Source organism: Flavobacterium lipolyticum (assembly GCF_020905335.1).
Taxonomy (GTDB): domain Bacteria; phylum Bacteroidota; class Bacteroidia; order Flavobacteriales; family Flavobacteriaceae; genus Flavobacterium; species Flavobacterium lipolyticum.
In genome coordinates this window covers 25,648-39,310 of record NZ_JAJJMN010000003.1, presented here as the reverse complement: position 1 = coordinate 39,310, position 13,663 = coordinate 25,648, and the positions used below count along the sequence as shown (strand labels likewise).

At 36.3% G+C, this 13,663-nt stretch carries 7 protein-coding genes; 6 read left to right on the top strand and 1 reads right to left on the bottom strand.

Annotation, left to right across the window (positions count from 1 at the left end; translation table 11 throughout):
• The first annotated feature begins 11 nt into the window (after positions 1–11).
• The 5 genes from LNQ34_RS22540 to LNQ34_RS22520 all read left to right on the top strand — a co-directional run bounded on the left by LNQ34_RS22540 (position 12) and on the right by LNQ34_RS22520 (position 10,941).
• Positions 12–965, top strand: coding sequence for a Fic family protein (locus LNQ34_RS22540; protein ID WP_202703002.1), 954 nt, complete (start codon positions 12–14; stop codon positions 963–965).
• Positions 966–1,066: 101 nt separating this feature from the next.
• Positions 1,067–3,898, top strand: coding sequence for an excinuclease ABC subunit UvrA (gene uvrA, locus LNQ34_RS22535; protein ID WP_230001369.1), 2,832 nt, complete (start codon positions 1,067–1,069; stop codon positions 3,896–3,898).
• A gap of 663 nt (positions 3,899–4,561) precedes the next feature.
• Positions 4,562–5,290 (top strand): LOG family protein, encoded by a 729-nt coding sequence (locus tag LNQ34_RS22530; protein ID WP_017496653.1) that lies wholly within the window; start codon positions 4,562–4,564, stop codon positions 5,288–5,290.
• A gap of 300 nt (positions 5,291–5,590) precedes the next feature.
• Positions 5,591–8,341 (top strand): gluzincin family metallopeptidase, encoded by a 2,751-nt coding sequence (locus LNQ34_RS22525; RefSeq protein ID WP_230001368.1) that lies wholly within the window; start codon positions 5,591–5,593, stop codon positions 8,339–8,341.
• 188 nt (positions 8,342–8,529) lie between these two features.
• On the top strand, positions 8,530–10,941 hold the full coding sequence (locus LNQ34_RS22520) for an alpha-ketoacid dehydrogenase subunit alpha/beta (RefSeq protein ID WP_202702999.1): 2,412 nt from the start codon (positions 8,530–8,532) through the stop codon (positions 10,939–10,941).
• A gap of 202 nt (positions 10,942–11,143) precedes the next feature.
• Here the strand turns inward: LNQ34_RS22520 and kdsB are convergent, their stop codons facing one another.
• Positions 11,144–11,878, bottom strand: a complete 735-nt coding sequence (gene kdsB, locus LNQ34_RS22515; protein ID WP_202702998.1) for a 3-deoxy-manno-octulosonate cytidylyltransferase — start codon at positions 11,876–11,878, stop codon at positions 11,144–11,146.
• Positions 11,879–12,018: 140 nt separating this feature from the next.
• Here kdsB and LNQ34_RS22510 point away from each other — a divergent pair, with 140 nt between their 5' ends.
• On the top strand, positions 12,019–13,356 hold the full coding sequence (locus LNQ34_RS22510) for an outer membrane protein assembly factor BamB family protein (protein ID WP_202702997.1): 1,338 nt from the start codon (positions 12,019–12,021) through the stop codon (positions 13,354–13,356).
• Positions 13,357–13,663 lie beyond the last annotated feature (307 nt).

Below are 13,663 nucleotides of genomic sequence, written 5' to 3'. Positions count from 1 at the left end.
TTTGTTGGGTAATGTGGGATATAGACTTAACATATAGAACTGAATTTCAATCTACCTTTGATCGATTGTATCAAAAAAGGCTCGATCTGCAGAACAGCAGACCACTGCCCAACATTGCTTTGCATAAAATCAGAGAGAGTTTATCTTTAGAATGGACCTACAATTCGAACAGCATCGAAGGTAACACGATGAGCTTACGCGAAACCCAAATGGTCATTCAGGAAGGTATCACCATCAAAGGAAAATCGCTTCGGGAACATTTTGAAACCCACAATCATGATAAGGCGATTGATTATCTGTATGAAATTATAGACGATACCTACAAACTCCGAAGCATTGACATTTTGTCGATTCACGGATTAGTTTTGCGTTCTATTGAAGATGATTTTGCCGGTCGTTTGCGCAATGGCGGAGTTCGAATTTCGGGAGCAAATTTTATGCCGCCCAATGCCAACAAAGTTTCAGATTATCTTGATGAATTAATTGATTTCATCAATACAAATCCATTAGATCTCAACGATATTGAATTGGCTACGATTTATCACCATAAGTTGGTCTGGATTCATCCTTTTTTTGATGGAAATGGTCGTACAGTGCGCTTAAGTATGAATTTATTGCTAATGCGTTGTGGTTTTCCTCCGGCTATTATCCTAAAAAATGACCGAAAGAAATATTACGAGGCCCTCAATCAGGCAAACAATGGTAATTATCAAAAATTAACCCTTTTGATGTGTCAGGCTTTAGAACGAACTTTAAATATCTATCTAAATGCAATGCCGGGCAGTGATTATGATTATCAAAAAATATCTGATATTGTAAGCGAACCTGAAACCCCATACGGTCAGGAATATGTAAGTTTACTTGCCAGAACAGGCAAAATAGATGCTTATAAAGAAGGCCGAAACTGGTACACTACTAAAGAAGCCATCGAAGAATACATGCTTACACGTAAAAGAAAACGCTAACTTTGGTTAGCGTTTTTTGTTACTATTTGTAACATAAACTTTTACAATCCAGTATAAAAAGAACAAATCAAAGTGGTAACTTTGCCTTTTTGCTCAAATTTATGTTAGAAAAAGACAATACTATTGAAGTTCTTGGTGCAAGAGTTCATAATCTAAAAAATATAGACATTTCAATTCCGCGTGAAAAACTGGTAGTTATTACCGGTCTGTCGGGCTCGGGAAAATCATCTTTGGCATTTGATACTATTTATGCCGAAGGACAGCGTCGCTATGTAGAAACTTTTTCGGCTTATGCCAGACAGTTCCTTGGAGGCCTGGAGCGTCCCGATGTAGATAAAATCGACGGACTTTCACCCGTAATTGCAATTGAACAAAAAACAACCAGTAAAAGTCCACGTTCAACTGTTGGAACTATTACCGAAATCTACGATTTCCTAAGACTTCTTTACGCTAGAGGTGCCGACGCATACAGCTACAATACGGGAGAAAAAATGGTTTCTTATTCTGACGAGCAAATCAAAGATTTGATCATACAGGATTTTAACGGAAAACGTATCAATATATTAGCTCCAGTAATTAAGGCCAGAAAAGGTCATTATGCGGAGTTGTTCCAGCAAATTACGAAACAAGGTTTTCTAAAAGTACGTGTCAATGGTGAAGTTCAGGACTTGGTTTCCGGAATGAAACTAGACCGTTACAAAACCCACGATATTGAAATTGTAGTCGACAGAATGCTGATTGAAAATACAGAAGACAATCAGAAACGTCTTTCTGAAAGCATCAATACAGCGATGCATCATGGAGAAAACGTTTTGATGATTTTGGATCAGGATACTAATGAAGTACGTTATTTCAGTAGAAACCTGATGTGCCCTTCGACGGGTATTTCGTATCAAAATCCAGAACCTAATTTATTCTCCTTCAACTCTCCGAAAGGAGCTTGTCCACATTGTAACGGTTTAGGAACGGTACACGAAATCAATGTCAAAAAAATCATTCCTAATCCAAAATTATCTATTAAAGCGGGAGGTTTTGCTCCGCTTGGCGAATACAAATCTTCCTGGATATTTAAACAATTAGAAGTTATTGGTGAAAAGTATGGTTTTAAAATAACGGATCCTATTGAGAAAATTTCGGAAGAAGCCATGAATACAATCCTACATGGCGGAAAAGAGAAATTCACTGTAAATTCTAAAGACCTTGGTGTAACCCGTGATTATAAAATAGATTTTGAAGGAATTTCTCATTTCATCAAAAATCAGTATGACGAAAGTGCCTCCACCACTATCAAACGTTGGGCGAAAGATTTCATGGACGAGGTTAATTGTCCCGTTTGTGAAGGATCCCGTCTGAAAAAAGAAGCTTTGTTTTTCAAAATCAACGATAAAAATATCACTGAATTGTGTGATATGGATATTTCTGATTTGACGACCTGGTTCCTGGATTTACATACGCATCTGACTGACAAACAACTTCTGATTGCTTCAGAGGTAGTTAAAGAAATCAAGGACCGCTTAAACTTCCTGATGAATGTTGGTTTGAATTATCTGGCTTTAAGCCGAAGTTCAAAATCACTTTCGGGAGGTGAAGCGCAGCGTATCCGCCTGGCGACTCAAATTGGATCACAACTGGTTGGTGTTTTATATATTCTGGATGAACCTAGTATTGGTTTACATCAAAGAGATAATGAAAAATTGATTAAATCTCTAGAACAATTACGCGATATCGGGAACTCGGTTATTGTGGTGGAACATGATAAAGACATGATCGAAACTGCCGATTATGTGATTGACATTGGCCCAAAAGCCGGAAAATATGGTGGTGAAATCATCAGTATCGGAACTCCTGCAGAAACCTTAAAATCCGACACCATTACTGCTCAATACCTGAACGGTAAAATGAAACTCGAGATTCCGAAGGAACGTCGTAAAGGAAACGGTAAATCACTAAAACTGACAGGAGCAACAGGAAACAACCTAAAAAATGTTTCTATCGAATTGCCTTTAGGACAATTGATTTGCGTGACAGGTGTTTCAGGGAGTGGAAAATCAACTTTGATTAACGAAACACTCTATCCTATTTTAAACGCTTACTATTTTAATGGTGTTAAAAAACCACAACCGTATAAAAAAATTGAGGGATTAGAACATATCGACAAAGTAATTGATATCGACCAAAGTCCGATTGGAAGAACTCCACGTTCGAATCCGGCAACCTATACGGAAGTTTTTACAGAGATCCGAAACCTGTTTACCATGACTTCCGAAAGTATGATTCGCGGTTACAAGGCAGGGCGTTTTAGTTTTAACGTAAAAGGAGGACGTTGTGAAACCTGCGAAGGCTCTGGTGTGAGAACCATCGAAATGAACTTTTTACCAGATGTCTACGTAGAATGCGAAACCTGTCAAGGCAAGCGTTTTAACAGAGAAACACTGGAGATTCGATACAAAGGAAAATCAATTTCAGATGTTTTAAACATGACCGTTGATGAAGCGGTTCCCTTTTTCGAAAACATTCCGAAAATCTATCGAAAAGTAAAAACTATTCAGGATGTTGGATTGGGATATATTACACTCGGACAACAAAGTACAACATTATCCGGCGGAGAAGCACAACGCATCAAACTGGCTGGTGAGTTATCCAAAAAAGATACCGGGAACACCTTTTATATTCTGGACGAACCTACAACAGGGTTACATTTTGAAGATATTCGCGTTTTAATGGATGTCATCAACAAATTGGTCGATAAAGGAAATACAATTCTGGTGATCGAACACAATATGGACGTGATTAAACTTGCCGATTATATTATAGATATTGGACCTGAAGGTGGAAAAGGCGGCGGACAATTAATTGCCAAAGGTACTCCGGAAGAAGTAGCAAAAAACAAAAAAAGCTATACCGCTAAATTTTTGAAAAAGGAATTAGAATAAAAATATCATTGCCAGACTTTAAAACCTTGGCAATGATTTTTATCTCCCTTTGAAATTAAATCAACTAAATAATATTGACCGAACCTACGGTTCTATTTGTTATTTCGTTTGATTTACAGGACGGATTAAAATCCGTCTCTACAAAATGGATCGAGCCGATGGCTCTACTTGCGTGGAAAAACAAGTTCCAAAGGAACGACATATTTATAGCAACGGATTTTAATCCGTTGAAACAAAAAATCACAACAAAACAAGTTCCGAAGGAACGACATATTTATAGCAACGGATTTCAATCCGTTGAAATAAAGAAATCATCGCAGAAGAGAGTTCCATCGGAACGATATATTTATCCGTAAATCAAAACCTTTTAAAACAAGACAACGAATTACCACAAAACCGTCTTAATTTACTGATAATGAACAACAACTTATCAAGCCCTTTTATTTAGATGCTATATTTAAATTAATAAATTTTATTTTTTGCACCAATTCACAAAAAAAGGCTTAATTTAGCTAGCCTTTTTGTCAAAATCTCAAATTTTGACAGCGCTTTTTTTGATAGAAAAACGACCATTCAATCGAAAATCTGTAAACAGGCACCACTCTTTTGTCCATGCTAAAAAGAGAACAATTTTAAAAAAATATAAATTATAAAATACCTAAAATGAGATTAGAAGATTTTGATAATGATGAGGATAAAGTAATTCAGGATCGTTTAAAACAAAAAACGTGGAATGAAATCAGAACGAATGACAGCTGGGCGATTTTTAAAATCATGGCTGAATTTGTAAACGGTTACGAAAGTATGGGGCGTATTGGTCCATGTGTATCGATTTTCGGTTCGGCAAGAACAAAACCAGAAGACAAATACTATTTATTAGCCGAAAAAATTGCTTATAAAATCAGTAAAGCAGGTTACGGAGTAATCACAGGAGGTGGTCCCGGAATCATGGAAGCTGGAAATAAAGGAGCTCACTTAGGAGGTGGGACTTCGGTTGGACTAAACATCGAATTGCCTTTTGAGCAACATTTCAATCCTTATATCGACCACGATAAAAACCTTAATTTCGATTATTTCTTTGTGAGAAAAGTAATGTTCGTAAAATATTCACAAGGTTTTGTGGTAATGCCGGGAGGTTTTGGAACTCTTGACGAAATGTTCGAAGCAATCACTTTGATTCAAACTAAAAAAATTGGAAAATTCCCTATTATATTAGTTGGAGTTGAATTCTGGTCAGGATTAATCGAATGGGTTAAAACTGTACTGGTAGAAAAAATGCACACGGTTAGCCCTGAAGATTTGAACTTATTTAAAATTGTAGACACTGAAGACGAAGTAGTTGACGTATTGGATAAATTCTACAAAAAGTACGATTTGAGTCCAAATTTCTAATAAAGACATCTGTCTTTTAAACAAATTTGAGAATTTAAATTTCGTACTAAGCCGTTAAAAACTGAGACAAATATAGTACTGTGTATGATTCAGTTAAATAAAATACTACAAAAATTAAAAGCTGTTTTTTAAACAGCTTTTTTTATGCTATTTTTACAAAAAACCAGAATCATTATTTACTTGTGAGTTTATTTATAATTTTAATCATTTGCCCTATCCTTGAAATCATTTTATAAAATTATATTCTATCTTTTTGTTCTATTCAGCTCGATAAAACAATATGCGCAACATCAATCTAAGATGGAAGTCGCCGTTAACATTGAACTCAAAACCCTGAACATCAAACAGGATATCACTTATTATAATACTTCAAATGATTCTTTGATTTCAATTGTTCTTAACGATTGGAACAATGCTTTCTCTGATAAAAACACACCATTAGCCAGACGATTTTCTGATGAATTTTACAGAGGTTTCCACTTGGCAAAAACTTCTGAAAGAGGAAGCACAACTGTTTTGAGTCTTACTGATTCCGACAATTCCGCACTTGAATGGGAAAGAACTGAAAAAAATCCCGATTATATTGTAGTAAAACTAAATAAAAAATTACGCCCGGGAGAAAAAATTGACTTGCACTTAATTTATATTACTAAAATTCCAAGTGACAAATTTACTCGTTATGGTTTTGATCAAAATGGGGGAATGAATTTGAAAGACTGGTTCTTAACTCCTGCCCGTTTTGAGAATCACCGTTTTATGAAATACGACAATTTCAATTTGGACGATATTGCCAATGCAAGAACAGATTATGAACTTGAAATAAAAATACCCAACCAGTATGCTATAACGACTGATTTGAATCAGGTTTCGGAAGACAACACTAACTCTTCCTTTAAAACGTACCAGTTTTCGGGAAAAAACAGAACTGATTTTAGCCTGTTTATCGAAAAACAAAATGACTTCAAAAGCTACGACAACGGATCACTTGAGGTACTTACAAATCTTAAAAACAAAAGACTAACCGAAATTCAGAGTGCGATTATCATCAATAAAGTAGTCACTTTTGCTAACTCTTTTATTGGAAAATATCCGCACCAAAAAATCACAGTTTCTCAGGTAGATTACGATCGAAATCCATTCTACGGACTCAACCAGCTGCCTTCGTTTATAAGTCCGTTTTCAGACGAATTTGTTTTTGAAATTACCTTCCTGAAAACTTATCTAAATAACTATCTTAAAAACAGTCTGCGTCTGGACCCTAGAAAAGACAACTGGGTTTATGACGGGATTCAGATTTATGCGATGATGAAGTACATCGAAGAAAATCATTTGGATCAAAAAATGTTGGGAAGACTTTCTGATATGAAACTCTTTTCTGGTTTTAACATCACAAGCCTTACTTTTAACGAGCAATACAGCTATTACTACATGCTAATGGCCCGTAAAAATCTGGATCAGCCGCTAGGAGATCCAAAAAATACCTTAATAAAATTTAACGAACAAATTGCGAGTAAGTATCGTGCAGGTTTAAGTCTTAGCTATTTAGATGATTATTTAAATCACAATATTGTTCCCGAAAGTGTGCAGGAATTCTACGATTTAAACAAAACGGAACAGACAAACCGATACGATTTAGAAAAAATACTAACCAAAAAAAGTCCAAAAAAGATTGACTGGTTCTTTAATACCATTATAGGTTCACGTGACATCATCGATTATAAGTTCACCCATGTTTCAAGAACGAAAGACACTGTAGCTTTCCGAATTAAAAACAGAACCGGTATCTATGCTCCGATTCCTATATATGGTATTAATAAAAATGAAGTTGTTTTTAAAGAATGGATTGAACCTAAAACAGCCGATTCAACCTATATTTTTGAAAGAAAAAATGCCGACAAAATTGTCATCAACTATGACAATGAGGTTCCGGAATACAACCAAAGAAACAATTGGAGGTCTATAAAAAGTTTGGTTATTACTAATCGTCCTATCAAATTTAATTTTGCCAAAGATCTCGAAGACCCTTATTACAATCAAATTTTATACATACCGACTCTTAATTATAACTATTACGACGGTCTGACTCCCGGTATGCGTCTTCACAACAAAACAATTTTAGACAAACCTTTTACGTTTGATATCGAGCCGGCTTATTCCATTAATGCGAAAACTTTTTCGGGTTCTTCCTCATTTTCCTGGAATCAATACTACCGAAACAGCACCTTATATAATGTACGCTATTCCATAAGCCAAAATTATTACCACTACGCTCCTGATGCCACCTATTTGAGACTGAATCCGATGGTACAGTTTAGAATACGTGAAGAAAATTTCAGAGATAACCGAAAACAACTGATCATGTTCAGACAGGTTATTGTAAATCGTGAAGCAAGCACTTACATCAAAGACAATTCCACTCCAAATTATTCTGTTTTTAATGCCCGTTACGTTAATACAAAAATGGAACTGGTAAATCATTTTAATTTTATGACGGATGTTCAGTTCTCAGGAAAATTTGGAAAAGTAGCTGCAGAAATTGAATACAGAAGACTTTTTGAAAACAATCGAAAACTAAATTTAAGATTGTACGCCGGAAGTTTTTTATACAATCGAACAAACTCTGATTACTTTAGTTTTGGTTTAGACCGACCGTCTGATTATATGTTTGATTACAATTTTTTCGGCAGATCAGAAAGTACCGGAATTTTCAGTCAGCAATATATAATAGCCGAAGGTGGTTTTAAATCTAAAATGGCACCAAGATATGCCAATCAGTGGATGGCTACCCTAAATGCGAGCTACGCTGTCTGGAACTGGATTGAGGTTTACGGAGATTTAGGTTTAATGAGAAGCAAGCATCAAAGCGAAAATTTCAGATATGATAGCGGCATCCGATTAAATTTAGTTCCGGATTATTTTGAATTGTACTTTCCGGTTTACTCTAATAACGGATGGGAGATTTCGCAAAATAAATACAGTGAAAAAATACGATTTATCGTCACATTTTCACCAAAAACATTACTTAATCTTTTTACTAGAAAATGGCTTTAATCGAATGAATTAGTTATAAAAACATAAATTATTCGCACTAAAGAAACAAAAAGACTAAACATCACTTAAAAAACACACCCTGTTTTAGCAATTTAATTACAGATAATTAAATTATATTTACTTTAATGAATTATGATTATTGATACTTTTTAATTATTTTTGCTCCGAAACATTACCCATTTGAGATTATGATTAAAGAAAAAAATAATACTACACTTACTTTCGAAGATTTCAAAACTGAAGTAATGAACGACTATAAAATTGCGGTTACGAGCCGTGAATGTAGTCTTTTAGGACGTAAAGAGGTATTGACTGGGAAAGCTAAATTTGGAATATTTGGGGACGGTAAAGAAGTTCCGCAACTTGCGATGGCGAAAGCCTTCAAAAATGGAGATTTTCGTTCCGGATACTACCGCGATCAGACTTTTATGATGGCTATTGGCGAATTGACTCCAAAACAGTTTTTCGCAGGTTTATACGGTCATACCGATTTAGATTTTGATCCAATGTCTGCCGGAAGACAAATGGGAGGACACTTTGTAACACATAGTTTAAACGAAGACGGCTCCTGGAAAGATTTAACAAAACAAAAAAATTCAAGCGCAGATATATCTCCTACAGCCGGGCAAATGCCAAGGTTATTAGGATTGGCTCAGGCTTCAAAAATTTACAGAAATGTTGACGGAATTACTGTTAAAGATAAATTTACAGTAGACGGAAACGAAGTTGCCTGGGGAACTATTGGAAATGCCAGTACATCTGAAGGCTTGTTCTTTGAAACTATAAACGCGGCAGGAGTTCTGCAAGTTCCAATGGTAATGAGTGTTTGGGATGATGAATACGGAATTTCGGTTCACGCCAGACATCAGACTACCAAAGAAAATATCTCTGAGATCTTAAAAGGATACCAGCGTGATGAAGATTCCAAAGGTTATGAAATCTTCAGAGTTAAAGGCTGGGATTATGCTGAATTGGTTTCTACTTACGAAAGAGCGGGCGCTATTGCACGTGAAGAGCACATTCCGGTTTTGATTCACGTAAACGAATTAACACAACCGCAAGGACATTCTACTTCTGGTTCACACGAACGTTATAAAAACGCAGAGAGACTGGCTTGGGAAAAAGATTTTGACTGTATCCGTCAAATGCGTTTGTGGATGATTGCCATTAACATTGCATCTCCGGAAGAATTAGCTGAAATTGATTTTGACTTGAAAAAAGAGGTTCTTGAAGCTAAAAAAGAGGCTTGGAATTCTTTCATCAATCCAATTATTGAAGATCAGAAAAATCTTTTGGCTTTATTAGGTCAAATTGCTGAAGCCAGCATCAATCATAAAGAAAGAATACAAAAATATATTTCGGAATTAAGCGCTATTAAATCGCCTTTAAAAAAGGAAATGCTTGCCATAGCAAGAAAGATATTGCGTTTTATCGAAGTACCAAACAGTAAGGTTTTATTATCCAACTGGATTACCAATTATATTGAAATTACACAACCAAGATTCAGCAGTAACTTATACTCTGATTCTGATTTAAATGTATTTTCAGTTGAAAAAGTACTTCCAAAATACGCCGAAGACGCGAAAGCCGACCTGGACGGAAGAATGATTTTACGTGATAACTTTGATGCCTTGTTTACCAAATATCCGGAGACTTTGATTTTTGGTGAGGATGTTGGAAACATTGGTGACGTAAATCAGGGATTAGAAGGTATGCAGGAAAAATACGGAGAACTTCGTGTTGCCGATATCGGAATCCGTGAAGCTACCATCATTGGTCAGGGAATTGGTATGGCTTTAAGAGGTCTGCGTCCGATTGCTGAAATTCAATATCTAGATTATTTACTATACGCCATCCAAATCATGAGTGACGATTTGGCGACATTACAATACAGAACAGTAGGTAAACAAAAAGCACCGTTAATCATCAGAACCCGCGGACACCGTTTAGAAGGCATCTGGCATTCAGGTTCACCGATGGGAATGATTATTAATGCCATTCGTGGTATTCACGTTTTGGTTCCAAGAAACATGACTCAGGCCGCAGGATTCTACAATACCCTTTTAGAGTGTGATGAACCGGCTTTAGTAATCGAATGCTTGAACGGTTACCGTTTAAAAGAAAAAACACCTTTAAACTTTGGTGAATTCAAAACACCAATTGGTGTCGTTGAAACGTTAAAAGAAGGTTCAGATATTACCCTTGTTTCTTACGGATCGACTCTAAGATTGGTAGAGCAGGCTGCTGTTGAATTGTTAGATTTAGGCATTGACTGTGAAGTGATCGACATTCAGTCTCTTCTTCCTTTTGACGTCAATAAGGATATCGTAAAAAGTATCGCCAAAACCAACCGTTTGCTTGTAATTGACGAAGATGTTCCTGGTGGAGCTTCAGCGTTTATTTTGCAGCAAATTATGGAAGAACAGGATGCTTACCACCATTTAGACAGTAAACCGCAAACGCTTGCTGCAAAAGAGCACAGACCGGCTTACGGAACTGATGGTGACTATTTCTCAAAACCTTCTGCTGAAGATATTTTCGAAAAAGTCTACAGCATGATGCACGAAGTTAACCCTTCTAAATATCCAGCTTTATACTAAGAATTTAGCTCATTATACAAAAACTCCCCAAAAGAAAATATTTCGTTTGGGGAGTTTTTTTTTTAGTTTCAGGTTTGAAGTTTCAGGTTTGAAGTTTCAGGTTTGAAGTTTCAAGTCTCAAGTTTCAGGTTTGAAGTTTCAGGCTTCAGGTTCCACATCTCACATTTTACATTTCACAAGCTTTCCGCTTAACCTGCTCCGATCAAATATCCTTTAAAATAGCTCTTGCTTTTTCTAAATCCTCGGCAGTATCAATTCCGATTCCGACATGGGTGGTTTCTACCATTTTTATACGTTTCCCGAATTCTAAATAACGTAATTGCTCTAATTTCTCGGAAGCTTCTAAAGATTTCATCGGCAGACTGTAAAAATCCAATAAAGCCTGTTTTCTAAAAGCATAAATTCCAATGTGCTGAAAGTAACGTACCCCAACGTCTTTATCTCTTGGATACGGAATTACCGATCTCGAAAAATACAACGCAAACTGCGACTGATCGACCACCACTTTTACATTATTCGGATTGTTAATTTCAGTTTCATCGGTAATCTCACGCATTAAAGATGCCAGATCTATTTTGCGTTCTCTGTCGTCTTTAAACACAGACAAAACCTGCTCTAAAGGTCCGGCTTCAGTAAAAGGCTCATCTCCCTGCACATTTACCACAATATCAACATCAAGACCAGCAACCGCTTCTGCAATTCGATCACTTCCCGATTCATGTTCTTTAATACTCCTAATAGCTTTTCCGCCCTGATTTACAATTTCATTATAAATTAAATCGGAATCAGTCACCACAAATACATCGTCAAATAATTTTGTAGCGACGGTTGCCTCATACGTTCTTAAAATCACGGTTTTCCCTCCTAAATCCTGCATTAGTTTAGCAGGAAAACGTGTTGATGCATATCGCGCCGGAATTACAGCTATAATCTTCATTTTATTTTTCTTTTATAAACTTCTAAACAAATGTAACTATTCAAAACTAATAAGTTTAAAAAAAATATTCTTTGTCGTAATTTACAAATCTGAAGAACAGCCCCTTAAAAAATGCATTATATTTATCAGAAAAAACCACTATGAAAAAACACCTGATTTTGCCCTTGCTTTTATTAAACTTAACTTTTATTCCCTCGGCCTTCTGCCAAAAAAAATCTACTATAAACAATGCTTTTACAGATCGCATTTTCAGCGGACAAGGGTATCAGCCTACTTCCAGCCTGAAATGGAAATTCAAAACCGACGGTAAAATTTTTTCCTCTCCGGTTACAAAAAACGGTATTGTTTATATTGGCAGCGAAGATGGTTTTCTTTACGCTGTTGAAGAAAACTCAGGCAAAACAAAGTGGAAATTCAAAACTAACGGAGCCATCCACAGTACTCCCGGCCTCTTTGAAAATACTGTTTTCTTTGGAAGTTTTGATGGAAACTATTACGCGGTAAACACTCAAAACGGAAAATTAATCTGGAAATTTAAAACAGGTGGAGAACATTGGTTTGGAGAAAAAGGCATATTTGGACTGAAGCCGGAAACTCAATACATGGAAGATTTATGGAGTTTTTATCTGTCCTCCCCTGTCGTTTACAAAAAAGAAAAACAAGCAGTGGTGTTATTCGGCAGCAGTGACGGAAATGTTTATTCGCTGGATGCCAAAACAGGAAGTTTAAAATGGAAGTTTAAAACCAACGGACCTGTACACGGAACTCCGGTAATCGATCAGAATAAAATTTACGTTGGCGGCTGGGATGCTGTTCTATACGCCTTAAACATCGAAACCGGTAAGGAGATCTGGCGCTTTGCAACCGGAACAAAACCAGGTTTTAAAGGAATCCAATCTTCGGTAGCTGTTGCTGATGGAAAAGTCTTTTTTGGAGCCAGAGAGCCGTTCTTCTTTGCTCTTGAAGCCGAAACCGGAAAATTGGTTTGGAAATACGATGCCGAAAATTCCTGGGTTCTAAGTACTGCAGTGATTCAGAATAATACGGTTTATGTAGGAACTTCAGACACTTATGCCCTACTGGCTCTGGATGCCAGAAATGGTGCAGAAAAATATCGATTCAAAACGAATGGTTACATCTATAATTCTCCGGCTATAGCAGGAAGCACTATTTATTTTGGTGATTTTACAGGCAATTTCTTTAGTCTTGACCTTCTTTCTAACGGAAAGAAATCTAAAACCATAAGCACCGAGGACCGTAAGCAATTTGCTGCTTCTGTCTTAAAAAATGATTTATTAGATTCTGTTCACGCTGCGCACTACACAGACCTTTCTGTATATGAAAACAATAAAAAAGCAATGGATGAATTGTACAAACTGGGATCAATTGTTTCTTCGCCATTCATCAGTAATAATACAGTTTACTTCGGAAGTGCCGACGGTTATCTGTATGCGTACAACTTAGAAAAAGAATCCTAAATTAGGATTTCGCAGAGATTCACAAAGATACCACAGAGATTCACGGAGTTTTTTTTACATGTTGCGTAATTTTTGTCACGCAGATTTTGCAGATCCAGCAGATTTTTCATCATAGAATGCGTAATAGGTTTTTCCAAATTTAATCTGCCTAAATCTGCGAGAAACCTTTTTATATAATATTTAGCAACAAATTACTTGAGTATCGCCGACTGTTATTTCGATCAATATAACTTAGAAGAAGAGAAAATAATCTTAGCGAATCTCCGTGGCATCTTTGTGTATCTCTGCGCAATAACCCTTTCGCAGA